At 68.0% G+C, this 23,833-nt stretch carries 19 protein-coding genes and 2 pseudogenes; 19 read left to right on the top strand and 2 right to left on the bottom strand.

Going from position 1 to position 23,833, the window contains the following annotated elements:
* Positions 1-59: 59 nt before the first annotated feature.
* On the top strand, positions 60-1,973 hold the full coding sequence (dxs, locus tag RR1_RS15980; RefSeq protein WP_071990779.1) for a 1-deoxy-D-xylulose-5-phosphate synthase: 1,914 nt from the start codon (positions 60-62) through the stop codon (positions 1,971-1,973).
* Positions 1,974-1,976: 3 nt separating this feature from the next.
* On the opposite strand, the gene RR1_RS15975 is transcribed toward dxs, so the two are convergent.
* Together RR1_RS15975 and RR1_RS15970 are read right to left on the bottom strand one after the other, a co-directional pair.
* Positions 1,977-3,410 carry a sugar porter family MFS transporter gene (locus RR1_RS15975; RefSeq protein ID WP_072713652.1) on the bottom strand — a complete coding sequence of 478 codons (1,434 nt, stop codon included), beginning with the start codon at positions 3,408-3,410 and terminating at the stop codon, positions 1,977-1,979.
* A gap of 102 nt (positions 3,411-3,512) precedes the next feature.
* Positions 3,513-4,514 carry an iron-siderophore ABC transporter substrate-binding protein gene (locus RR1_RS15970; protein ID WP_238559079.1) on the bottom strand — a complete coding sequence of 334 codons (1,002 nt, stop codon included), beginning with the start codon at positions 4,512-4,514 and terminating at the stop codon, positions 3,513-3,515.
* Positions 4,515-4,700: 186 nt separating this feature from the next.
* On the opposite strand from RR1_RS15970, the gene gabT reads away from it, so the two are divergent.
* The 18 genes and pseudogenes from gabT to RR1_RS15880 all read left to right on the top strand — a co-directional run.
* Positions 4,701-6,095 (top strand): 4-aminobutyrate--2-oxoglutarate transaminase, encoded by a 1,395-nt coding sequence (gene gabT, locus RR1_RS15965; protein ID WP_040775002.1) that lies wholly within the window; start codon positions 4,701-4,703, stop codon positions 6,093-6,095.
* A gap of 22 nt (positions 6,096-6,117) precedes the next feature.
* Entirely contained in the window at positions 6,118-7,311 is a 1,194-nt protein-coding gene (locus tag RR1_RS15960) for an acyl-CoA dehydrogenase family protein (RefSeq protein ID WP_010839889.1), read from the top strand.
* Positions 7,308-8,459, top strand: coding sequence for a CaiB/BaiF CoA transferase family protein (locus RR1_RS15955; RefSeq protein ID WP_010839888.1), 1,152 nt, complete (start codon positions 7,308-7,310; stop codon positions 8,457-8,459). The genes RR1_RS15960 and RR1_RS15955 overlap by 4 nt, the downstream gene beginning before the upstream one ends.
* Before the next feature lie 70 nt (positions 8,460-8,529).
* Positions 8,530-10,086, top strand: a complete 1,557-nt coding sequence (locus tag RR1_RS15950) for a PucR family transcriptional regulator (RefSeq protein ID WP_169847054.1) — start codon at positions 8,530-8,532, stop codon at positions 10,084-10,086.
* A 165-nt stretch (positions 10,087-10,251) separates the two neighbouring features.
* Positions 10,252-11,253 (top strand): ABC transporter substrate-binding protein, encoded by a 1,002-nt coding sequence (locus RR1_RS15945; RefSeq protein WP_010839886.1) that lies wholly within the window; start codon positions 10,252-10,254, stop codon positions 11,251-11,253.
* A complete protein-coding gene (locus RR1_RS15940; RefSeq protein WP_010839885.1) occupies positions 11,250-12,149 on the top strand; it encodes an ABC transporter permease in 900 nt (299 codons plus the stop codon). Before RR1_RS15945 ends, RR1_RS15940 begins: the two co-directional genes overlap by 4 nt.
* Positions 12,142-12,903, top strand: a complete 762-nt coding sequence (locus RR1_RS15935) for an ABC transporter ATP-binding protein (protein WP_010839884.1) — start codon at positions 12,142-12,144, stop codon at positions 12,901-12,903. Before RR1_RS15940 ends, RR1_RS15935 begins: the two co-directional genes overlap by 8 nt.
* A 10-nt stretch (positions 12,904-12,913) precedes the next feature.
* On the top strand, positions 12,914-14,338 hold the full coding sequence (locus tag RR1_RS15930; protein ID WP_010839883.1) for a UbiD family decarboxylase: 1,425 nt from the start codon (positions 12,914-12,916) through the stop codon (positions 14,336-14,338).
* Between the two features lie 76 nt (positions 14,339-14,414).
* The gene (locus tag RR1_RS15925) at positions 14,415-15,893 is read left to right on the top strand and encodes an NAD-dependent succinate-semialdehyde dehydrogenase (protein WP_010839882.1); all 1,479 of its coding nucleotides are present in this window, start codon (positions 14,415-14,417) and stop codon (positions 15,891-15,893) included.
* Positions 15,894-15,946: 53 nt separating this feature from the next.
* Positions 15,947-17,299 (top strand): aromatic ring-hydroxylating oxygenase subunit alpha, encoded by a 1,353-nt coding sequence (locus RR1_RS15920; RefSeq protein WP_010839881.1) that lies wholly within the window; start codon positions 15,947-15,949, stop codon positions 17,297-17,299.
* On the top strand, positions 17,296-17,862 hold the full coding sequence (locus RR1_RS15915) for a 3-phenylpropionate/cinnamic acid dioxygenase subunit beta (RefSeq protein WP_010839880.1): 567 nt from the start codon (positions 17,296-17,298) through the stop codon (positions 17,860-17,862). The genes RR1_RS15920 and RR1_RS15915 overlap by 4 nt, the downstream gene beginning before the upstream one ends.
* Positions 17,862-19,079 carry an NAD(P)/FAD-dependent oxidoreductase gene (locus tag RR1_RS15910; protein WP_010839879.1) on the top strand — a complete coding sequence of 406 codons (1,218 nt, stop codon included), beginning with the start codon at positions 17,862-17,864 and terminating at the stop codon, positions 19,077-19,079. Before RR1_RS15915 ends, RR1_RS15910 begins: the two co-directional genes overlap by 1 nt.
* Positions 19,048-19,368: a 2Fe-2S iron-sulfur cluster-binding protein gene (locus tag RR1_RS15905; RefSeq protein WP_010839878.1), complete on the top strand. Its 321-nt coding sequence runs from the start codon at positions 19,048-19,050 to the stop codon at positions 19,366-19,368. Before RR1_RS15910 ends, RR1_RS15905 begins: the two co-directional genes overlap by 32 nt.
* 29 nt (positions 19,369-19,397) lie before the next feature.
* Entirely contained in the window at positions 19,398-20,378 is a 981-nt protein-coding gene (locus RR1_RS15900) for a 2-hydroxyacid dehydrogenase (RefSeq protein WP_010839877.1), read from the top strand.
* The gene (locus RR1_RS15895; RefSeq protein WP_010839876.1) at positions 20,375-22,096 is read left to right on the top strand and encodes a dihydroxy-acid dehydratase; all 1,722 of its coding nucleotides are present in this window, start codon (positions 20,375-20,377) and stop codon (positions 22,094-22,096) included. Before RR1_RS15900 ends, RR1_RS15895 begins: the two co-directional genes overlap by 4 nt.
* A 112-nt stretch (positions 22,097-22,208) precedes the next feature.
* A pseudogene (locus tag RR1_RS15890) lies at positions 22,209-22,850 on the top strand (UbiX family flavin prenyltransferase); the annotation flags it as partial.
* Positions 22,838-23,587 carry an SDR family NAD(P)-dependent oxidoreductase gene (locus tag RR1_RS15885; protein ID WP_010839873.1) on the top strand — a complete coding sequence of 250 codons (750 nt, stop codon included), beginning with the start codon at positions 22,838-22,840 and terminating at the stop codon, positions 23,585-23,587. The pseudogene RR1_RS15890 and the gene RR1_RS15885, both read left to right, overlap by 13 nt.
* Before the next feature lie 65 nt (positions 23,588-23,652).
* A pseudogene (locus RR1_RS15880) lies at positions 23,653-23,833 on the top strand (hypothetical protein); the annotation flags it as partial.

Here is a 23,833-nt window from a genome sequence, read left to right as displayed (position 1 = left end):
GGCAGCATCGGAGTGTGCGCGGGTGTGGCCCGCATGCCGTGACGGAGGGAGCGATCTCGTTGGGTGTCATCGGTCGAGTGGGGACGCCTGACGACCTGCGCCGGCTCACGTCGGACGAGATGGTCGAGCTCGCGGCGGAGATCCGTGAGTTCCTGGTCCAGAAGGTGTCCGCGACCGGTGGTCATCTCGGTCCGAATCTCGGAGTCGTCGAGCTCACGATGGCGATTCACCGCGTGTTCGAGTCGCCGCGAGAGCCGATCCTCTTCGACACCGGGCACCAGGCCTACGTCCACAAGATCCTCACGGGCCGTCGTGACGAGTTCGACGGACTGCGCAAGGAGGGCGGCCTGTCGGGCTACCCGTCGCGGGCCGAATCCGAGCACGACTGGGTCGAGTCGTCGCACGCGTCGGCGGCGCTGTCGTACGCCGACGGTCTCGCGAAGGCGTTCGCATTGCAGGGACGCTCCGATCACGTCGTCGCCGTGGTCGGTGACGGCGCCCTCACCGGCGGCATGTGCTGGGAAGCGCTCAACAACATCGCCGCGGGCAGCGATCGTCCGCTCGTGATCGTCGTCAACGACAACGGCCGCTCGTACTCACCCACGATCGGCGGGCTCGCCGATCACCTCGCGTCGCTGCGGCTCCAGCCCGGCTACGAGCGTGCGCTCGACCGCGGCCGCCGCATGATCACCGAGCTGCCGTTCGTCGGCCGCGCGGCCTACTCCGTCCTGCACGGGATGAAGACAGGCCTCAAGGACGCGGTCAGCCCGCAGGTGATGTTCACCGACATCGGTATCAAGTACTTCGGTCCGGTCGACGGCCACGACCTCGCGTCGCTCGAGTCGGCGCTGCGCAGGGCGAAGGCGTTCGGCGGACCGGTCATCGTCCACGCCGTGACGCGCAAGGGGATGGGCTACGCGCCCGCCGAGAACCACGAAGCCGATCAGATGCATTCGACCGGTGTGATCGATCCGATCACCGGCAAGTCGATCGCCGCTGCTGCCCCGGACTGGACGTCCGTGTTCTCGTCGGAACTGATCGACCGCGCCCGGACGCGCGAGGACGTCGTCGCGATCACGGCAGCGATGGCGGGCCCGACCGGGCTCGCCGAATTCGGCGCTCACTATCCCGACCGGATGTTCGACGTCGGTATCGCCGAGCAGCACGCAGTGACGTCCGCGGCGGGTCTCGCGCTCGGCGGGATGCACCCCGTCGTCGCGGTGTACTCGACCTTCCTCAATCGCGCGTTCGACCAACTGCTCATGGACGTCGCGCTCCTGAAACTTCCCGTCACCCTCGTCCTGGACCGCGCCGGCATCACGGGCAGCGACGGCGCGAGCCACAACGGGATGTGGGATCTCTCGCTGCTCGGCATCGTTCCCGGCATGCGGGTCGCGGCGCCGCGTGACACCGCGAGCCTGCGCGAAGAGCTCGGTGAAGCGCTCGAGGTCGGCGACGGCCCGACGGCGCTGCGGTTCCCCAAGGGCACCGTCGGCGACGACATCCCCGCGATCGAGCGGCTCGACGGCGTCGTCGACGTACTGCACAGCCCGAACGAGCGTGCCGGTGCAGTGCTCGTCGTCGCGGTCGGCCCGTTCGCGTCGGCGGCGATCGGTGCTGCCGAGCGGCTCGCGTCTCGCGGTATCGACGCCGTCGTCGTCGACCCCCGGTGGGTGCTGCCGGTTCCGGCGGCCGTCGTCAAGCTCGCTGCCGATGCGTCGCTCGTCGTGACGGTCGAGGACAGCGGGGTGCACGGCGGTGCCGGGTCGGCGGTCTCGTCGGCGCTGCGCGCCGCGGGTGTGTGCACCCCGACTCGCGAACTCGGTGTGCCGCAGCAGTTCCTCGATCACGCCTCGCGGGACCGGATCCACGCGCGGCTCGGGCTCACCGCCGACGACATCGCACGTCGCATCGGAGACTGGGTCGCCGAGACGAGCGGCGGTGCGGGGACCGCGGGCCCCGTCGGAGCCTGAGGCTCAGCCGTCCTCTTCGAGCGTCCGCCCCTTCGGTTCGGGTACCACCTTCACGACGAACAGGATCGACGCGAGCGCCATGAGCGCGTAGATGCCGTACGTGGTCGAGAGGTTCCATTCGGACAGCGACGGGAACGTCGAGGAGACGACGAAGTTCGCGATCCAGTTCGACGCCGTCGCGACGCCGACCGCGGCGGCACGCACGCGGTTCGGGAAGATCTCGCTGATGAGGACCCAGACGACCGGGCCCCACGACGCGGCGAAGAAGAACACGAACGCGTTCGCGGCGATGAGGGCGATCGTCCCGTTCGCGCCGCTCAGCGTCGCGACGGTCTCGCCGTCGGCGTTGCGGGTGATCTCCGCGGAGTGGAAGCACACGGCGGCGGTCGCGAGCGAGATCGTCATACCGAGCGAGCCGACGAGCAGGAGCGGTTTTCGTCCGACGCGGTCGATCATCGCGATCGCGACGAAGGTGCCGACGATGCTGACCAGTGCGGACACGACGCTGATGAACAGCGAGCGGTCTTCACCGAAGCCGACGGCCTGCCACAGCGTCGACGAGTAGTAGAAGATCACGTTGATGCCGACGAACTGCTGCAGCATCGCGAGCCCGATGCCGATGAACACGAGCGCGCGGACGCCGGTGATCTTCGAGAACAACGCGCGCACGCTGACCTGGGTACGCTCGGCGCCGAGCGACTCGCGGATCTCGTCGATCCGTGCCGTCACGCGTGCCTCGTCGCCCCCCTCGAGATCGGCGATGATCTTGCGCGCCCGGTCGAGCTTGCCCTGCGCGACGAGGAAGCGTGGCGACTCCGGGATCGTCGCGGTGAGAACGAGATAGAGCAGCGACGGGATCGCCGCGATCGCGAGCATCCACTGCCAGGCGTCGATGCCGAGCAGGTTCTCGCCGGCGCCGCCCGCCGCCGAGGCGAGTGCGTAGTTGACGAGCTGGGACACGGCGATGCCGAGGACGATCGCGAGCTGATACATCGAACCGAGCCGGCCACGGATGCGGGCGGGTGAGATCTCGGCGATGTAGGCGGGAGAGATCACGGAGGCGAGACCAACAGCGGTGCCGCCGATGAATCGCCAGAACGTGAGGTCGATGATGCTGAACGGGAAGGCCGAACCGAGCGAGCCGATCGCGAAGAGGATCGCGGCGATGCGCATGACCCGGATTCGGCCGATGCGGTCGGCGATGCGGCCCGCGGTCCAGGCGCCGAGTGCGGCGCCGAGCAGGGTCAGCGAGACCGCGAGTCCCGTTTCGCCGGCCCCGATCTCGAAGTGATCCCGGATCGCGCCGACGGCGCCGTTGATGACGGCGGTGTCGTAGCCGAACATGAAGCCGCCCAGCGCCGCCGCGGCGGCGTAGAGGACGGCGTGGCCGATGTCGGCGCGTGACGCGCTGTCGTAACCACCGACGCTCTGCGACATGATTCCTCCAGCACGTACGAACCGACCCCGATGTCGGTGCCTGACGGGCACGCTACGCCCGAAGGCGCGACGTCGGGGTCGGTTCGCGAGGTTGCGAGCGGGTCAGCGCTGCGCGGCCTCCGAGAGCATCGGCGTGATCTGTTCGAGCACCCAGGGAGTCGCGAGCACACTGGATTGGCTCAGGCCCGCAACGATCTTCGTGTCGGTCATGGGGACGAGTCCGCCGCGCTCGGTGGCCCCGAGACCCGCGAGGGCGGGGCTGGTGGTCGGGTCGGTACCCGTCGTGGAAAAGGCGATCACGACGTCGGCGTCGACGTCGGAGACGTTCTCGGCCGAGATCTCCGTGAAGAACGTCTTGTCCTCGGCGGCGTCGGCCAGCGCCTGCACGCCGGGCGCGAGCGTGAACCCGAGCGACGTGAGCAGCTGGACGCGGGCGTCGGTGGGCATGTAGACGTTCACGGTGCCCGGCTGCGAGACGTCGATGACGGAGATCGTCCTGCCCTCGAACTCGGGGTGTTCCGCAGCCGTCCGGGCGAGCGTGTCGTCCAGACCCCGCACGAGTTCGGCTGCCTCGTCGGACTTGCCGAGCGCTTCGCCGACGATCTCGGTCTGCTCCTGCCACGACGTCTGCCACGCGTCGCCGGGGTAGGCGACGGTCGGGGCGAGCGCCGAGAGCTTGTCGTAGGTGTCCTGATCGAAGCCCTCGTAGGGTGCGAGGATCACGTCGGGGCCGACGGCCGCGATCGCCTCGACCGGAGTCGAGTTCTCGGTGTCGAGGAGGGTCGTCGCGGACGGATCGTAGCGATCCTGCAGCCACGGCATGACGCCGTTCTCCTCGGCGCCGTAGCTGTGCCGCGGCATCGCCGCGGGTGTCTCGCCGAGCGCGTAGACGATGTCCTCGGCGTTCCAGCCGAGGGTCGTGATGGTCTCGGGCTTCGCGTCGATCGTCGTCTCACCGAAGGTGTTGGCGATGGTGACGGGATAGCCGTCGCCGCCCGGCGCCGCGGAGGTGTCGGCGTCGTCCGACGAGCAGGCAGCGAGGGCGATCGCCGTCGTCGCGGCCAGGGCGGCCACCGCGAGTCGCCGTGTCATGGGGGTGGGCACAGAAAAACTCCTTCCGAATGAGGAAAGCCTAACCTGTGCGCCGGACCGGAAGGTCGCGGACGGAGACGACGCAGTCCGTCGACCGTCCGTGCTGTACAAGATCGCCCCCGTCATCGGCCACTTCGGAGGGTTCGCGGTCGGGTGGCGCACTCCTAGAGTCGGCCCTACGAACCGCGAAGGAGACGCATGACATCAGTGCAGGTGACCCCGGCAGTGCAGGTGGTACCCACCGGACCGGACGCGGGCGAGCCGCCCCCGCAGTCCCGCCACATCGCGACCGAGTTGCCGGGCGAACGCTCGCGCGACCTCGCCGCGAGACGCTCGCGCGCCGTACCCGCGGGGCTGCTCAGCGGGGCGGACGTCTACGTCGGAGCGGCGTCGGGTGGGATCGTCGAGGATGTCGACGGCAACCGATTCATCGACTTCGGCAGCGGCATCGCGGTGACGACGGTCGGCAACGCGGCGCCCCGCGTCGTCGCGCGAATGGATGCACAGGCGCGGTCGTTCACCCACACCTGCTTTCTCGCGACCCCGTACGAGGGATACGTCGCGGTCGCCGAGGAACTCAACGCCCTCACCCCCGGCGACCACGAGAAGCGCACCGCGCTGTTCAACACCGGCAGTGAGGCGGTGGAGAACGCCATCAAGTACGCGCGGGCCTTCACCGGCCGCTCCGCCGTCGTGACGTTCGATCACGCCTTCCACGGCCGCACGCTGATGACGATGACGATGACGGCGAAGAATCGCCCGTACAAGCACGCGTTCGGGCCCTTCGCGCCCGAGGTGTACCGGGCGCCGATGCCGTATCCGTACCGGTGGCCGAGTGGGCCGGCGAACGCCGCCGACGAAGCGCTCGCTCAGCTGGAACTGCTGATCGACGCGCAGATCGGCGCCGACTCGGTGGCGTGCGTCGTACTCGAACCCATCCAGGGGGAGGGTGGCTTCATCGTTCCGCCGCCCGGCTTCCTCACCCGCGTGCGCGACTTCTGCTCCGCCCGCGGAATCGTGTTCGTCGCGGACGAGGTACAGACGGGAATCGGGCGCACCGGTGAGTGGTTCGCATGCGAGCACGAATCCGTCGTACCCGACATGCTGGTCACCGCGAAGGGGCTCGGCGGCGGTATGCCGATCGGCGCCGTCACGGGCCGGGCCGACATCATGGACGCCGCGCCTCCCGGCGGAATCGGCGGAACCTACAGCGGTAATCCGGTGGCCTGCGCAGCGGCCCTCGCCGTCTTCGAGACGATTCGCGAGGAGGGGCTTCTCGGCCGAGCTCGTGAGATCGGTGACCGAATGCTCCTCGCGCTCGGTGAGATCGCGTCGTCCCACGATGTCGTCGGTGATGTCCGTGGACGTGGCGCGATGATCGCGGTCGAGCTCGTCGAACCGGGCACCGCCACGCCGAATCCCACCGTCACCGCAGCGGTGAACGCGTACTGCCATCGCAACGGTCTGCTCACACTCACAGCGGGGACCTACGGCAACGTCCTGCGGTTCCTGCCCCCGCTGTCGATCTCCGACGACCTGCTCGACGACGGGCTCGCGGTGCTGCGCAGTGCATTCGCCACCGTCGCTCCCTGATCACAGAAAGAGACGCCTCGCCATGACTGCAACACTGGCATCACCGGCCGCCACCAGGACCCCGCTCGGCCTGCTCGACATCGATTCGCTCCTCGGTGAGGAGGAGCGCGACATCGCGTCGACGGTTCGCCGGTTCGTCGACACGACGCTGCGGCCGCACATCGCAGAGTGGTTCGAATCGGGTTCGCTGCCACGTGATCTCGCTCGTGAGTTCGGCAGGATCGGGCTGCTCGGGATGCATCTCGACGGGTACGGCTGTGCCGGCACCACCGCACTGAGCTACGGGCTGGCCTGCCTCGAGCTCGAGGCAGGCGACAGCGGGCTCCGTTCCTTCGTCTCGGTGCAGGGTTCGCTGTCGATGTTCTCGATCCATCGCTTCGGGTCCGAGGAGCAGAAGCAGGAGTGGCTGCCGCGGCTCGCGTCCGGCGACGCCATCGGATGCTTCGGCCTCACCGAGCCCGACTTCGGATCGAACCCGGGCGGAATGCGCACCCGTGCGAAGCGGGTCGGTGACGACTGGGTGCTCGACGGCTCGAAGATGTGGATCACCAACGGCAGTCTCGCGGATGTCGCGACCGTCTGGGCCCAGACCGACGAGGGCGTGCGGGGTTTCGTGGTCCCGACCGACACTCCGGGTTTCTCGGCGTCCGCTATCTCCCGGAAGCTTTCGCTGCGCGCGTCCGTGACCTCGGAACTCGTGCTCGACGGGGTGCGGCTTCCGGCGTCGGCGGAACTGCCCGAGGCACGCGGTCTCGGCGCTCCGCTCTCGTGCCTTAACGAAGCACGTTTCGGGATCGTGTTCGGTGCGTTGGGCGCCGCCCGCGACTCGCTCGAGGCGACACTCGAGTACACCGAACACCGCGAGGTGTTCGATCGCCCGCTCGCTGCGTTCCAGCTGACGCAGGAGAAGCTCGCCAACATGACCGTCGAACTCGGCAAGGGCATGTTGCTGGCTCTTCACCTTGCAGGACTGAAGGATTCGGGTTCCATCCGGCCCGAGCAGATCAGCGTCGGCAAGCTCAACAACGTTCGTGAAGCCCTGCGCATCGTCCGGGAGTGCCGGACGCTGCTCGGTGCGAGCGGTATCACCCTCGAGTACCCGGCACTGCGCCACGCCAACAATCTCGAGTCGGTGTTGACGTACGAGGGCACCAGCGAGATGCACCTGCTGTCGATCGGCAAGGCCCTCACCGGACACGCGGCGTTCCGGGCATGACGGCGGGGGCACTGGACGGGCTCGTCGTCGCCGATTTCAGCCGGGTGCTCGCGGGGCCCTACGCGACGATGATGCTCGCCGACATGGGTGCGCACGTCGTGAAGATCGAGCGCCCAGGGGTCGGTGACGACACCAGGGCGTGGGCTCCGCCGCGCGACGAGGCCGGCACCGCGACGTACTTCACCGCGGTGAACCGGAACAAGAGCTCGGTCGTGCTCGACCTCGCGGATCCCTCTGGGCGCGAGGAGGCGCTGCGGATCGTCGCCGGCGCCGACATCGTCGTCGAGAACTTCCGGGCGGGCACCATGGAGCGGCTCGGGCTCGGGTACGAACGCCTGTCGACCGTGCGGCCCGGTCTCGTGTACTGCGCGATCACGGGCTTCGGCCGCGCCGGCGGGGCGGAGTTGCCCGGCTACGACCTGCTCGCGCAGGCAATGGGCGGATTGATGAGCATCACCGGGCCGGACCCGGACACGCCGACGAAGGTCGGTGTCGCGCTGGTCGACGTGCTGACCGGGATGCACGCTCTGGCAGGAGTTCTCGCAGCGATCCGGCATCGTGACCGCACGGGCGAGGGGCAGCGGGTCGACGTCGATCTGCTGTCGACGCTGTTGTCCTCACTCGTCAATCAGGGATCGGCGTACCTGGGAGCGGGGGTGGTCCCGACGGCGTCCGGCAACGCACATCCGTCGATCGCTCCGTACGAGCTGTTCGACACGGCGGACCGCCCACTCGCGCTGGCGGTGGGCACGGACCGTCAGTTCGCCGCCCTGTGCGACGTTCTCGGGCTCTGCGAATCGGCGGGCGACGATCGTTTCCGGACGAATGCCGACCGCGTCGCGCATCGCGGCGAACTCGCACCGCTTCTTCAGGCGGCGTTGCGCACGAACACGGCCGAGCACTGGTTCGGTGTTCTCACTGCGCGCGGAATCCCGGCCGGCCCGGTCAACGACGTCGCCGAGGCGATCGCGTTCGCGGATCGGATCGGGAACGAGCCGGTCGTCGAGGTCGGCGCGGCGCGCGTGCGTCAGGTGGCGAACCCGATCTCGTTGTCGCACACGCCCGTGCGGTATCGCAGTGCGCCCCCCGAACTGGGGGAGCACACCGCCGTCGAGTTACCGGCGAGTAGCGAGCAACTCCGACTGTGATGTCCGATTCGCCGGAATGCACACTCCGCGGTCTCTGGTTATCCTCGCCGGACAAACTGGAGGTTGTGTGGTGGATTCAACGTTGCGAAGCGTCGTCGAGGATGTGCGTCTCGGCATTCGGGTGATCGTCGGGCAGGAGCGTCTCGACACCGAGATCTCGTGGGTGGCTACCAGTGAGCACGAGGACCCGACCAGGTACCTCAACGGTGGCGAGATCCTGCTGACGACCGGAATGCGCTTCCGTGAACGCCGCGAGTTCGGTGGGTACGTCGAGCGACTCGCGAAGGTCGGAGTGGTCGGAATCGGGTTCGGGCTGGGTCCGAGCCACGACGAGGTTCCGGTCGAACTCGTCGAGGCGTGCCGGCGCTGGGATCTCGTGCTTCTCGAAATCGCCTCGCCGACACCGTTCATCGCCGTCACCAAGGCGGTAGCGGATGTCATCGCCGAGCGTGACCACGCGGTGGAGGCCCGCGACAACCGGATCCGGGAGGCGCTCACGAGGGCCGCGCTCCGAGGAGGTGCGGACGCTCTGGTCGCGGCGCTGGCCGAGCAGGGTGGCGGGTGGGCCGCGCTGCTCTCTCCGGTCGGCGTGGTCCGTACCGTCGCACCGCGCGCTGCGGTCGACCGGCTCGCCGATGTCGCCGACGTGCTCGCCCGCACTCGCGATTCCGGCACCTTCGCCAGTGCCTCGGTCATCGCGAACGGCGAGCGCATCGAGGTGCTTCCGCTCGGCGGCAGGTCCCGCCACCTGGGGACCCTCGTCGTCGGGGGGATGCCCGACGACAGGGGGCCACGCGATCGCGTCGGCGCGATCGCCGCCGAGGTGCTGGGGTTCGAACTCGAGCTCGAAGCGACCCGTACTCTCGCCGAGCGGCGTCGGCTCGACGCACTCGTGATGATCCTCGACAACCACCTCCTGCCCCCCGAACAGATGACCGTCCTGTTCGGGGGGCCGCTTGCGTCGGGGCGCATCGCCGTCGCGGTGATCCACGTTCCGAAACCCGAGATCGACGCGATCCGTAGCGACGTCGAGGCCTACCGATCCAACGTCCTGGTCGCCCGGTACAAGAGCCGGCTCGCGATGTTCATGAGCGAGCGGCACCTCGACGCGGAGGCGATCGAGCGGACCCTCGTGCATGCCAGCCGGCATTCCGTGGGAATCGCGGTCGCTCGTGGGATCGGCGACGCCGAGCAGGCGCTCAAGCAGGCCGATCGCGCAGCGACGGCCGCGGCCGCGACGAGCATGGGGGTTCTCGAGGTCGGCAGCCGGGTCGGGCCCACGTACTCCGCATTGCTCGTGGCGGCCGACGACGGCGACATCGCGGCGAGCATCTTCGCGCCGATCGAGGTCGCGGACGGCGAACGCGCCGGCGACCTGTGCCGGACGCTCATCGCGTGGCTCGGCCTCAACGGACATGTCGAGACCGCGTCGGATCTCCTCGGCGTTCACCGTCACACGCTGCGCTCGCGGGTCCGTCGTATCGAACGACTCCTGGGGAAGATGCTCAGCGATCCCACCGCGCGTGCCGAGTTGTGGTTCGCCGCGCTGCAGCGTTACCCGCAACTGTCCGAGCAGGCGACAGATCGTCTCCGAAATTGTCCAACGGGGAGCGTTCGCGAGGTGTGATCTCGATCCTATGGTTGTCCCAACGGCGGTGACCACCACCCGAACATCACGGAAACTGCCGTCGAACGCCCGCTCTCGCACCGGAATTCGCCGAAGCAGCCGAATCCGGGTTTCGTTCGACGAGCGCGGGGCAGAGTCAACCAATCGGTCAGGAAAGGCCCACACATGGCTCCTGAGAACACACCCCGTACAGGCCGTGGTCTGCGCGCACTCGGCGTCGGGGTCGCCACTGTACTGGCCCTGACGGCATGCGGCTCCGCCGAATCCGAGTCGAGCGGACCCAAGGTCGTGGTCGGCGGTTCGGATGTCGGGATCGCGGCCCTCATGGTCGAGGCGCTCGAGCAGGCCGGCGACGAACTCGGCGTGGAGGTCGAGTACAAGCCGATGGCGCAGAAGACCGCCCAGATCGCTCTCACCAACGGCGACATCGACATGGGCTTCATGAGCATCGTCAACCTCGCCTCCGCACAGGAACAGGGTCACGACGTCGTCGGCATCTCGCCCACCTGGGCCGCCAACTCGTCGATGATCGTCGAGGAGGACTCGCCGTACCGGACGGCCGAGGACCTTCTCGGCGAGCCGGTCGCGTCGCTGCATCGGACCGTCAGCGTCTACTCCGAGTCGTACTTCGTCCTGCAGGACATGGGGATCGACATGGAGGAGGACTATCGGCTCATGCTCGCCGATTCGGGCGGACTGCTCCAGGGTCTGCTCGACACCGGGGAGATGGAGGCGATCACCCAATACGAGCCGAACACCACGCGCATGCTGACCGAGGGTGGCTACCGCGAGCTGTTCCATACCGCGCACTACTGGGAGGAAGCGGGACAGTCGCTCGCGCCGTCGCAGAACTGGGCCGCGCGATCGGACTGGCTCGAGGAGAACGATGCGGACCTCATGCAGCGCCTCGCCGCGCGCGCCACGGAGATCGCCGGTTCCGACAAGTCGATCTACGAGGCGAACGCGGACGCGGTGAATCTCACGGCGCCCGAGGGCACCGACCTGCTGTTCGAGCGATTCGCGCCCCTGCTCATTCCCGCCTACACGGAGGAGAACCTGACCTTCGCGCAAGAGGAACTCGAGCGCGCGCGGGAGATCGGTCTGCTGCAGCGCGAGCACGACATCGACACGATGGTGCTGTTCGACGGTGGAGGTGAGCAGTCGTGACCGTTACCGCGCCCAAGGACACGAGCCCTCGTACGGAGCGCACGCGGACCACGGAGAACGAGTCGGCGCCGTCGCTGATCTCACGGATCCTCGGCTCGGCCATGATCTTTCGGCTGGCCTTTCTCCTCACGGTCCTGCTGCTCTGGGTCGTCGCGAGCACCACCGTCCTCAGTTCGGTGTTGCCCACCGTCCCGGACACGCTCGGTGCGCTGTACGAACTGCTGACGGGCTCACAGTTCTACGAGCAGATGTGGCTCACGGTCCGCCGCGTGCTCGGCGGATTCGCGATCGCGTACGTCACCGCCTTCCTCATCGGAACGGCGATGGGGCGGTCGCGCAAGGGCGAGTCGTTCTTCGAGCTGTTCATCGTCACCGGGATGTCGCAGCCGGGGATCTTCATCGCGATGATCATCCTCATCGCGCTCGGCCTCAACGAGTCGAGCGCCATCATCGCGATGGGATACCTCGCGGTGCCGATGATCGCCGTGAACTTCTGGCAGGGAACCAAACGACTCGACACCGATCTGCAGGAGATGTCGCAGGTCTTCGGCTACTCCCGCTACGCGCAGTTCCGGCACGTCATCCTCCCGCAGCTCGCGGGGCCGGCGATCACGGCGGCACGACAGGCGTTCGGTGTCTGCTGGAAGTACGTCGTGATGATCGAGCTGCTCGGGCTCTCGGACGGCGTCGGCTATCAGGTGAACCGGGCGTTCCAGCTCTACGACCTCACCGCGGTGATCGCCTGGACGATCGGCTTCATGATCTTCGTCGCTCTCTTCGAGTACGTCGTACTGCGGCCGCTCGAGCGGCGCGCCTTCCTGTGGCGCGAACGCCCGATGGGCAAGTTCGGCGGAGGAAAGTCCACCGTGATCGAGGAAGGAGAACAGCGTGCCTGAACCCATCATCACCTTCGACGGCGTGTGCAAGAGCTTCGCGGTTCCCGGCGGAGAACAGTTGCAGGTGCTCGACGACATCTCCTTCACCGTCGGGGACAGTGAGTTCGTCGCGATCCTCGGCCCTTCCGGCAGCGGCAAGTCGACGCTCCTCAACATCCTGTCGGGACTGCAGAAGCCGACGAGCGGACTACTGGACGCGCCGTCGCCCGAGGAGATCGGATTCGTGTTCCAGCGCGCCCGGCTGCTGCCGTGGCGGACGGTCCAGGAGAACCTCGAGATCACGAGAGCGGCCAGGTCGCAGAACAGGCGGGTTCCGTTCCAGCAGCAGACCTCCGAGTACCTCGCTGCCGCCGGCCTCTCCGACTACGGCGATTTCTACCCGGCGGCGCTCTCGGGCGGAATGCAGCAGCGAGTCTCGATAGCCCGCGCGCTCGCGACGGAGCCGGCGATGCTGCTCATGGACGAGCCGTTCTCCGCGCTCGACGAGATGACGGCGCGCACGCAGCGTTTGTTCCTGCGTGACCTGTGGCTGGAACGTCGTTCGACGATCGTGTTCGTCACCCACAACGTGATGGAGGCGATCTCGCTCGCGACATCGGTGATCGTGTTGTCCGCGCGGCCCGGCCGCGTTCTCGACCACATCACGATCGACGCCGAGCATCCCCGCAGCCTGACCGACCCGGCCGTCGAGGCCGCATACGAGCGGGTGATGGGACTGCTCGGTGTTCCCGAGCAGGATCGCGCTGTGGTGTGAGGTGACAGAAATGGCAGCGGTGAACTCGGACACGACGGCAAACTCGGACACGGCGACCACAACGACGGCAGCGGTGACGTCGTTGCGCGAGCAGATCGAACGGCTCGATGCGGCAGGCGAACTCGCGATCGTCGACCGCACGGTCGCGGCGCACCACGAGCTCGCGGCGATCGCTCATCGGGCCGACGTGACGGCGGGCCCCGCGCTGATGTTCCGCGCAGTCGGCCACCGCGGTGCGAGCGTCGTGATCGGAACGGACGCCACACGCGAACGGGTGGCACTCGCGCTGGGCGTGACCGCCGGATCGCTCACGGATCGCTACGCGCGGGCGTTGTCGTGTCCGATCTCGCCGATCGAGGTGACGGATGCGCCCGTTCACGAGACGGTGCGCACGGGCGACGAGGTCGACCTGACCGCGTTGCCCGTCCTCACCCACTTCGAGCACGACGGTGGCCCCTACATCACGTCGGGAATCGTCACCGCCGAGCATCCCGAGACACGGCAGCGCAATCTGTCGTACCACCGGATGCAGGTCAAGGGGCCGCGTGAACTGCGGATGGTGATCGTCCCGCGGCATCTGCACCGGATCCTCGATGCCTACGAGGAACAGAACCTGCCGATGCCGGTCTCGATCGTCGTGGGTGTGGATGCGCCGCTGCGCTTCGCGGCGGGAACCTCGGGGTCGGCGGTCCCTTTCGGGGCCGACGAGTACGGTATCGCCGGCGGATTGCGCGGGCGGCCTGAGGAACTCGTGCGCGGCGTCACGAACTCGCTCATGGTGCCCGCTCGTGCCGAGTACGTGCTCGAAGGGCACGTACTGCCGAACGAGCGTGGCAACGAGGGGCCGTTCGCGGAGTTCGCGGGGTTCTACAAAGGCGTCACGCAGCGCCACGTCGTGCGGATCGACGCCGTCACGCACCGGCGCGATCCCGTGTACCAGGGCATGATCTCGGGATCGTCCGAGCAGTTGCTGCTCATGGGTCTGCCCAACGAGCCCGCGATGCTCACCGCGATGCGCGGCGGCATCCCCGGGGTACGGGCGATCAACGTGACCGGCGGCGGGCTCAACAAGTTCCACGTCGTGGTGTCCGTCGACACCGCGCACGACGGCGACGGCAAGGACACGGTGCTCGCGGCCTTCGCGGCTCACCGTGATGTCACGCTCGTCGTGGTGGTCGACGGGGATGTCGATCCGTTCGACGCGCAGGCCGTCGAACGTGCGATCGCGACATGGTTCCGCGCCGACGAGGACCTCGTGGTGATCTCCGGTGGGAAGGGGAATCCGGTGAACAAGCGCCTCACCGACACCGGGACGACCGCGCGCATGGGGATCGTCGCGACGGCTCCGATCGCGGCGCGGGCGTCGGATCGTCCCGAGCGCGCCGTGATTCCCGGCGCGGCCGCCATCGACCTGCGCGAGTGGATCACGCGCTGACCGCGGTCGCCGCCGCACATCCGAACTCGTTCTCTCGCGCGATGTGAGGACAGCACTCTTTCGAAGGACTGATGACGTGACACTGGCAGCAGACGTCCGCACGGACGTGGATCTCACCGCCGCGGCACTGGACCGCGCGTACGTGGACGGACGGTGGACGGCCGCCGACTCGGGTGAGGTCGTCGAGGTCGTCGACCCGGCGACCGGAAGGCGTATCGGATCGGTGCCGAAGATGGGCGCCGACGAGACACGTGTCGCGATCGAGGCAGCGCACGCCGCGTGGAACGACTGGCGGGCGCGCACCGCCGGAGAGCGGTCGACGGTGCTCCGCCGCTGGGCGGACCTCATTGCGGATCACGAGGAGGAGCTCGCCGCGCTGCTCACCGCCGAGCAGGGTAAGCCGCTCGCGGAGTCCCGTGCCGAGATCGGCGCGTCCGCAGCTTTTCTCACGTGGTTCGCCGAAGAGGGACGCCGGGCGTACGGCCAGACGATCCCCACCGATCGCGCGGACCGCCGGCTCCAGGTGATCCGTCAGTCGGTCGGTGTCGTCGCCGCGATCACACCGTGGAACTTCCCGAGTTCGATGATCACACGCAAGGCCGGGCCCGCGCTGGCAGCCGGATGCACGATGGTCGTCAAGCCGTCGGAGGAGACGCCGCTGTCGGCGCTCGCCCTGGCCCGGCTCGCCGATCGTGCGGGCGTCCCCGCGGGTGTGTTCAACGTCGTGACCGGCACTGCACGCGAGATCGGCGGGGAGCTCACGTCGAGTGCACTCGTCCGCAAGCTCACCTTCACCGGGTCTACCCGGGTCGGCAAGCTCCTGGGCGAGCAATCGGCCGGCACCGTCAAGCGTGTCTCGCTCGAGCTGGGCGGCAATGCTCCGTTCATCGTGTGCGACGACGCCGAACTCGACGCGGCCGTCGAGGGCGCCGTGCGCTCGAAGTTCCGCAACGCCGGCCAGGCGTGCGTCGCGACGAACCGCATCTACGTCCAGGACGGCATCTACGACCGTTTCGTCGCGGCCTTCGTCGCTCGCGTCCGCGCTCTCGCCGTGGGCAACGGCGCGGTTGCCGGGGTCGAGGTGGGATCGATGATCAACCCCGTTGCAGCGCAGTCGATGTCGTCGCTCGTCGACGATGCTGTCGAGCGCGGTGCGACGCTCGCGTGCGGCGGCGGCGCTCACGAGCACGGACCGGCGTTCTTCGCGCCGACGGTCCTGCTCGACGCCGACGACGCGATGCGGTGCTGCAGCGACGAGACGTTCGGCCCGATCGCTCCGGTGATGCGCTTCCACGACGACGACGAGGTGGTCCGCCGCGCCAACGCGACCGCGTACGGGCTCGTCGCCTACTGCTACACGACCGATTACCGACGGCTCACCCGGATCGCGGAGGGGCTCGAGTTCGGCATGGTCGGGATGAACGACTTCTCGGTCTCCACCGAGGTGGCGCCGTTCGGTGGCGTCAAGGAGTCGGGCATCGGCAGGGAGGGCTCGCACTGGGGGCTCGACGAGTACACCGAGATCAAATACGTCTGCACCGGCGGCATGGGCTGATCGCCCGAGCACCGCACGGTCCGTTCGCGAACAGCCCTCACGAAGGAGTCGCTATGAAGAAGTCCATCGACGAACTGGTCGATGTCGATGTCGAGGGCGTCGTCGCTCGCGAGATCTTCGTCGACGACGAACTATTCGAGCAGGAACTCGAGCACGTCTTCGGCCGGGCTTGGCTCTTCGTGGGTCACGTCGGTCTCGTACCGGAACCCAACGACTACTTCCAGTCGCGTATGGGAACCGATCCCGTGATCCTCACGCGTGACAAGGCCGGGGAGATTCACGTACTGCTCAACACCTGCACACATCGGGGCATGAAGCTCTGCCGGTCGGACCAGGGGAACACACGCACCTTCACGTGCCCGTACCACGGCTGGAGCTTCTCGACCGACGGTCGTCTCGTCGATCGGCCCGGCGAGTTGTACAACGTTCCCGGCTACGACACTCACTACCACTCGGAACTCGACAAGAAGAAGTGGGGACTGATCTCGGTTCCCCGCGTCGAGATCTACAAGGGCACGGTGTGGGCGTCCTGGGACGAGGAGGCGCCGCCGCTGCTCGACTACCTCGGTGACATGCGGCTGTACCTCGACTACGCGCTCGACTATCGCGACGGGCGCCCGGGGGGCGCCGAGGTCATCGGCGGTGTGCAGAAGTGGCGGGTCCAGGCGAACTGGAAGATGATCCCGGAGAACTTCATCGGCGATCTGTACCACGACGTGAGCCACCGTTCGGTCGATGCGGTAGGAATCGGTCCCAGCGGCAAAGGCCGCCGCGACAGCTTCGGGAACCGCATCACGCTGTGCTTCCCCGAGCACGGCCACGGTGTGATCGGGCAGCTGCCCTTCCACGAGGAGTACGACGGGGTCTCGGGCAATTGGGGTGAGAACCCCGAGGTGCAGGAGTACTACCGCAAGGTCCACGAGAGCCGGGTCGAGCGCCTCGGCGACGACATGCGCGTCGCGATGAGTGTGGGAACGATCTTTCCCAGCATGTCTTTTCACGGACGGCAGCCGCGAACGATCGCGTGGGTGCACCCGATCAGCGCGACCGAGACGGAGATGTGGCGGATCTTCCTCGTCGACGAGGACGCGCCGGAGGTCGTGAAGGACGAGGCGAGGCGGTACTACATGCGCTATTCCGGCCCGGGTGGCCTCACCGAGTCCGACGACATGGAGAACTGGGCGTACGCCACGCGGGCGAGCAAAGGCTGGCGGTCGAGGCAACTCTTTTTCAACTACCAGATGGGCCTCGGTCACGCGCGGCCCGTGCCCGAACTCGACAACGCCGTCGAGAACGGGGAGTTCAACGAAGAGAACGCGCGCGCGTTCTACCGGCGGTGGGCGCAGTTCATGAAGGCGTCCTCGTGGAAGGAGATCCCGATGCCCGAGAGCGAGCACACCCGATGACGGCGGCAGGCGCGGGTTCTGTCGCACCCGCGAGCGCGGTTCCGGCGCTGCCCACTCCGGAACTGCTCCGTGAGATCGAGGAGAGGTACTACACGGAGGCCGATCTCCTGGACGACCGCGAGTTCGCGGCATGGCTCGACCTGCTCGAGGACGATCTCGTCTACTGGATGCCGCTCGTGCGCAACGTGCAGAGCCGCCAGACCGGCGAGACGACCCGGCAAGGCGAGGACATGGCGTGGTTCGACGAGGACAAGTCGACGCTCGCCAAGCGAGTTGCGCAGTTGCGCACCGGAATGCACTGGTCCGAGGAGCCGGTCTCGCGTGTCTCCCGGCTCGTGACCAACGTCCGGATCGTCGGCACGGAACCTGCGAGCGGCGAGGTGACGGTGCGATCGAAGCTGCTGCTCTACCAGAACCGTCAGGAGGACGAGGTCAACCTGTTCGTCGGCAAGCGGTTCGACACGTGGCGCCGCCGCGCGGACGGATCGTTCGGGCTGGCGCGTCGCGAGATCCGGCTGGACCAGAACGTTCTGCTCGCCAAGTCGCTCACGGTGTTCTTCTGATGGCCTCGCGAGCGGGAACGGTCGTCGTCGGTGGGGGACAGGCCGGGTGCGAGGTCGCCTTCGCGCTGCGCTCCGCCGGATACGGCGACCCGATCACGATCGTGTGCGGTGAAGCGCATCTCCCGTACGAACGGCCACCGCTGTCGAAGGGCGTTCTCGGCGGTGCCACCGATCCGGCGAAGCTCACGCTCCGTTCGGAGCGCGCCTACGAAGCGAAGTCCGTCTCGGTGCGGATCGGTGATCCGGTCGTCGCGATCGATCGTGAGGGGTCGGTCGTGCGGACCGCCGCGGGCGAGGAGATCGCCTACGACGCACTGGTCCTGGCGACGGGTGCCGATGCGATCCGCCCGGAGTGGGCCGGGTCGTCCCGGATCCACACGATCCGGACGCTCGACGATTCTCTCGCCGTGGCGCCACGTCGGGGTGATCGCGTCGCGGTGATCGGCGGCAGCTTCCTCGGCCTCGAAGCGGCGAGTTCGCTCTCGGGACTGGTGAGCTCGGTGACCGTCGTGGAGTCGACGGCCGATGTGCTGCCGGGGCGGGTGTCTCGCTACACTGCGCAACGGATTCGAAAGATCCACGAGGACAGCGGGATACGGTTCGTTCTCGGCGAGCGAGTCACAGCCGTGACCGGTGGGCGCGGTGCGGTCGAGTCCGGAGGCGGGATCGAGATCGCGCTGCGCGGTGGCCGGACGCTGGACGTCGACTGGGCGGTCCTCGCGATCGGCGCGTGCCCGCGTGACGAGCTCGCCGCCGCGAGCGGTATCGAGACGGCACGGGGTATCGTCGTCGACGAGTGCTGTCGCACATCGGATCCCGACATCTATGCGATCGGCGACGTCGCGATCACGCGGACCGCCTCCGGCGTGTCGGCGGGTGTCGAGTCCGTCGCGAGTGCGATGGCGCAGGCCCGCATCGCCGCAGCGGCGATCGCCGGCACCCCGCCGCCGGCCCTCCGCCCGGAGACCTTTTGGTCGGAGCAGTACGGAACCCAACTGCGCATCGCAGGTCTCGTCGGTGCGACCGACAGCGTCGTCGACAGCGTCGAGGAGACCGAGGACGGCGGATTCGTCGTTCGTCGTAGCTGCCGAGGTGCACTCGTCAGCGTCGAAGCCTTCGGAAGCCCACGGCAGTTCGCGCTCGGACTGCGTGAACTCGCCACCACAGTGAAGGCAGGTGAATCGGATGAAAGCGACCTTTCACTACAAGTCGGGTGATCCCGCGGTCGTGCTGGACGTCGACGAGGGTCTGACCCTCATGGAGGCGGCCCGGCAGGAGGGCGTCGAGGGAATCGTCGCCGAGTGCGGAGGCGGCGCGATCCGCGGAACGTGCCACGTGATCGTCGACCAGCAGTGGTTCGACGCATCCGGCCCGCTCGATCCCACGGAAGAAGTCCTCGTGGGGCTCAGCCCCGAGTGCGAGCCGACCAGCAGGCTCGCGTGCCAGATCGAGGCCACCGCGGGCCTCGACGGGATCGCGGTGACGATTCCCGAGAACCAGATCTGACCGACTCTCGAACAACAGGAGCAGCAAACATGCAGAACAAGCAGAAGGTCCTCGTCTCCGCGCCCCTCGCGGACGATCTCCTCGGCCGCATCGAGGCCGAGTACGACGTGGTGACCCTGCCGTCGTCCACCGTGCTCACCGCCGAGACCGTCGGTGAGCACGCCGATATCGTCGGCTGGCTCACGACCGTGAAGCAGCCGGTGACCGCGTCGGTACTCGCGGAACTGCCGTCGCTGAAGACCGTGTCCAACTACGCGGTCGGCTACGACAACATCGAGGTGCCCGCGGCGACCGAGCGTGGCGTCCAGATCTGCAACACCCCGGGTGTCCTCGACGATGCCGTCGCGGCGCTGACCGTCGGTGCGGTGCTCAACGCGGTGCGTGGGCTCTCCCGCGCGGAACGGTTCGTGCGCGCCGGCCAGTGGGTCGCCGGAAACCCCTTCCCGTTGACGACCGACGTCCACGGCAAGACGGTCGGCATCCTCGGGCTGGGCCGGATCGGCAAGAAGGTCGCGCCGGTGCTGCACGCGCTCGGTATGGACGTGACCTACCACAACCGGACACCCATCGACGGCGAGGTGCCCGGCGACGCCCGCTACGTCTCGCGTGACGACCTCTTCGCGCAGTCGGACGTCGTCATCGTGCTGGTGCCGCTGGACGCATCGACCGCCGGATCGATCGGTGCCGCCGAGTTCGCGGCGATGAAGGAGAGTGCCTTCTTCGTGAACCCGGCGCGCGGCACGCTCATCGACGAACCGGCGCTCGTCGACGCCCTGCGCAGTGGTGCGATCGCAGGCGCAGCGCTCGACGTCATGACCACCGAGCCGCTGCCCGCGGAGGACCCGCTCATGACGCTAGAGAACGTCGTCCTGCTGCCTCACATCGGTAGCGCGACGGTCGAGACCCGCTGTGCGATGGCCGATCTCGCGGTGCAGAATCTGCTCGACACGCTCGCGGGCGAGCAGCCGAAGGGAGCGGTCAACGAGCTGAAGGTCGGGGCCTCGGCATGACCGGCACCGAGTCCACGGACGGGCCGCAGGGTCTGACGGGCAATCTCACCCACTACGGCGATCCCGGCTTCGCGGCCTATCTGCGGCGCAGCTTCACCAAGTCGATGGGATACGGCGAGGACGCCCTGAGCCGTCCGACGATCGGAATCGCCACGTCGGAGAGCGGTTTCAACAACTGTCACCGGCAGATGCCCGAACTCGTCGCGGCGATCGAGCGGGGCGTCATGCTCGCGGGCGGGCTGCCCGTGGCGTTCCCGACGATCTCGCTGGGTGAGCCGTTTCTCCATCCGACGTCGATGAAGTTTCGCAACCTCATGGCGATGGACGTCGAGGAGATGGTGCGGGCCCAGCCCGTGGACTCGGTGGTGCTCGTGGGCGGGTGCGACAAGACCGTGCCCGCCCAGTTGATGGGTGCGTTCTCGGTGGACAAGCCTGCGGTACAGGTGGTCACCGGCCCGATGATGACGGGCAGCTATCACGGCGAACGGCTCGGTGCGTGCACCGACTGCCGGCGCTTCTGGGGCAGGTACCGCGCCGGCGAGATCACGGAGCCGCAGATCACCGCCGTCGAGGGAAATCTCGCGACGACGTCGGGCACCTGCGCGGTGATGGGCACCGCGAGCACGATGGCGTGCATCGCGGAAGCCCTCGGCATGTCGTTGCCGGGCACGGCGGCGATCCCGAACGTGCACGCGGACCGCCTCCGAGCGGGCGAGGCGAGTGGGGCGCTCGCGACGCAGCTCGCTCGAGTCGCGGTGCGGCCCAGTGAGATCGTCACGAAGGACTCGGTCGTCAACGCCCTGCGTGTTCTGCTCGCGATCGGTGGCTCGACGAACGCCGTCATCCACTTGACCGCGATGGCACGTCGTCTCGGCCTCGGTTTCACCGCAGAGGAACTCAACGGGCTGAGCGACACGACTCCGGTCCTCGTCGACCTCAAGCCCTCCGGCGAGCACTACATGGAGGACTTCCACCGCGCGGGCGGCGTACCCGCGGTGTTCCGCGAACTCGGTGACCTGATGAACCTCGACTGCGCCACGGTGGCGGGAACGACCTGGCGCGACGTGCTCGCGGACACCGATCCGTGGCGCGACGAGCGGGTCGTCCGACCGGTGGCGACACCGGTGTCCGTCGTCGGCGGAATCGTCTCGCTCTCGGGCAATCTCGCGCCCGGTGGAGCGATCCTCAAGCGCTCGGCGGCGGACGAGTCGCTGTTCGAGAGCGAAGGACGCGCCGTCGTCTTCGATTCGCTGCAGGATCTGGCGGACCGGATCGACTCACCCGATCTCGATGTGCGCGCGGACGACGTCCTCGTGTTGCGCAATGCGGGACCGGTCGCCGAGGCGATGCCCGAGGCGGGCTACATCCCGATCCCCAAGGTGCTCGCCGAGCAGGGCGTCAAGGACATGGTGCGGATCTCGGACGCGCGGATGAGCGGAACGGCGTACGGCACGATCGTGCTGCACATCGCTCCCGAGGCCGCGGTGGGGGGCCCGCTCGCCCTCGTTCGGGACGGTGACCGGATCCGGATGTCGGTGCGGCAGCGCTCGCTCGAGCTCCTCGTCTCCGACGAGGAACTCGATCGGCGCAGGGAGGAGTGGCAGCCGCCCGCATGTGGCGACGAGCGCGGCTACTCCCGGCTCTACCGCGATCACGTCCTGCAGGCCGACGAAGGCTGCGACTTCGACTTCTGCCTCCCCACCACGACGAAAGGCTGACATGGACTCCTCGCGACGCGTCGTCGTCGGCATCTCGGGCGCCTCGGGCGCAGTCCTCGGTATCCGGGCGCTCGAGATGCTGCGGGCACTCGGTGTCTAGACGCATCTCGTCGTCTCGTCGAGCGGCCGCGCGACGATCGTTCAGGAGACCGGGATGACGGTCGCCGACGTGACGGCGCTCGCGACGCACACGTACTCCGACGGCGACCTCGCCGCCGCGATCTCGAGCGGGTCTTTCCGCACCGCAGGCATGCTCGTCGCGCCGTGCAGCGTCAAGACGCTGTCCGGTGTCGCGAACGCCTACGACGAGAACCTGCTCGTGCGGGCGGCCGACGTCACGCTCAAGGAGCGTCGCCGACTCGTCCTGCTGCTCCGCGAGACTCCGTTGCACGCAGGGCACATTCGACTCATGGCCGAGGCGACCGCGTCGGGCGCGATCGTGATGCCGCCGGTTCCCGCGTTCTACACCCGTCCGCACACCGTGCAGGACATCGTCGATCACACGGTCGTACGAGCACTCGATCTGTTGGGAATCGATGCCGAACCGGTGGAGCGCTGGACCGGGCGCCACAGTTTCGATCACCGCGCCCCGATGCACACCGGGCCGGGCGAGCCTCTTGGCCCGGCCCCGACGGACGGGTCCGACACGAACACCGACACCGACACGTACGACACGTACGACACGTACGACACGTACGACACGTACGACACGCACGATACGAACGACAGGAGGGGGAGGCAATGGGTGCACTGAACGGACGCGTCGTCGTCGTCACGGGCGCGACAGTCCATCTGGGCAAGGCGTACGCCACCGCGCTCGCGCGGGAGGGGGCGGCGGTCGTGGTCGCCGATCTCCGGGGGAGCGAGGCGGCCGCTGCGCAGTTGCGGGAGAACGGTTCTCGTGCGATCGGAGTCGACGTCGATCTGCGCAGTGTCGACACGCTCGAGGCGATGGCACGTCGTGCGTACGAGGAGTTCGGCGCGGTGCACGCCCTCGTGAACAATGCCGGCTACTTCCGGACCATGGTGCGGGGGCCTTTCGAAGAGATCCCCGAGTCCGATTTCGACGCGTGCTTCGAGATCAACGTCAAGGGCACATGGAACGCGATCCGCGCAGTCGTCCCGTGGATGCGCAAGAGCAGTGGCGGTTCGATCGTCAACGTGTCCTCCGCGACCGCGTACAAGGGCCTGGCGAACGTCGTGCACTACGCAGCTGCCAAGGCCGCGATCGGGGGGATGACCCGGTCGCTCGCACGCGAACTGGGCCCCGACGACATTCGGGTCAACGCGATCGCACCCGACTACGTCCCCGACGACGACCTGCACTCCCGCAGTCCCGGCGCGCGCGACCGAGCGATCGCCGGGCGCTGTCTGCAACGTGAGCAGACCCCCGGCGATCTCGTCGGAACCGTCGCCTATCTCGTGAGCGGCGGATCGTCCTTCGTCACCGGGCAGACGCTGCACGTCAACGGCGGATCGCATTTCGGCTGACGGGTTCTGTCCCGTAGCCCCTTCGTCCCCGGCGCACCGTCCGGTGCCCGAACCAGGAGACAAGCATGATGAACTTCGCGAACGTCGACGGCGTCGTGGTGAGCACCGATCACTGGATCGGTGGCCAGCGGGTGTCGTCTGCACGTCGATTCGACGACCGCTCACCGATCGACGGCACCTTGCTCGCTCGCGTCTCGCGTGGCTCGGCCGCCGATGCGGGACTCGCGCTCGACGCGGCGACTAACT

It is taken from the genome of Rhodococcus rhodnii NBRC 100604 (genome assembly GCF_001894925.1).
GTDB classification, from domain to species: Bacteria; Actinomycetota; Actinomycetes; order Mycobacteriales; family Mycobacteriaceae; genus Rhodococcus_F; species Rhodococcus_F rhodnii.
The sequence above is the reverse complement of the archived record's forward strand: the minus strand, read 5'-3'. Positions and strand labels throughout refer to the sequence as shown.

Excerpts from the sequence above, each read along its gene's own strand:
- RR1_RS15975 (WP_072713652.1), bottom strand. The coding sequence starts at position 3,410 with ATGTCGCAGAGCGTCGGTGGTTACGACAGCGCGTCACGCGCCGACATC.
- gabT (WP_040775002.1), top strand. The coding sequence starts at position 4,701 with ATGACATCAGTGCAGGTGACCCCGGCAGTGCAGGTGGTACCCACCGGA.
- RR1_RS15960 (WP_010839889.1), top strand. The coding sequence starts at position 6,118 with ATGACTGCAACACTGGCATCACCGGCCGCCACCAGGACCCCGCTCGGC.
- RR1_RS15955 (WP_010839888.1), top strand. The coding sequence starts at position 7,308 with ATGACGGCGGGGGCACTGGACGGGCTCGTCGTCGCCGATTTCAGCCGG.
- RR1_RS15945 (WP_010839886.1), top strand. The coding sequence starts at position 10,252 with ATGGCTCCTGAGAACACACCCCGTACAGGCCGTGGTCTGCGCGCACTC.
- RR1_RS15930 (WP_010839883.1), top strand. The coding sequence starts at position 12,914 with ATGGCAGCGGTGAACTCGGACACGACGGCAAACTCGGACACGGCGACC.
- RR1_RS15920 (WP_010839881.1), top strand. The coding sequence starts at position 15,947 with ATGAAGAAGTCCATCGACGAACTGGTCGATGTCGATGTCGAGGGCGTC.
- RR1_RS15915 (WP_010839880.1), top strand. The coding sequence starts at position 17,296 with ATGACGGCGGCAGGCGCGGGTTCTGTCGCACCCGCGAGCGCGGTTCCG.
- RR1_RS15910 (WP_010839879.1), top strand. The coding sequence starts at position 17,862 with ATGGCCTCGCGAGCGGGAACGGTCGTCGTCGGTGGGGGACAGGCCGGG.
- RR1_RS15905 (WP_010839878.1), top strand. The coding sequence starts at position 19,048 with ATGAAAGCGACCTTTCACTACAAGTCGGGTGATCCCGCGGTCGTGCTG.
- RR1_RS15900 (WP_010839877.1), top strand. The coding sequence starts at position 19,398 with ATGCAGAACAAGCAGAAGGTCCTCGTCTCCGCGCCCCTCGCGGACGAT.
- RR1_RS15895 (WP_010839876.1), top strand. The coding sequence starts at position 20,375 with ATGACCGGCACCGAGTCCACGGACGGGCCGCAGGGTCTGACGGGCAAT.
- RR1_RS15885 (WP_010839873.1), top strand. The coding sequence starts at position 22,838 with ATGGGTGCACTGAACGGACGCGTCGTCGTCGTCACGGGCGCGACAGTC.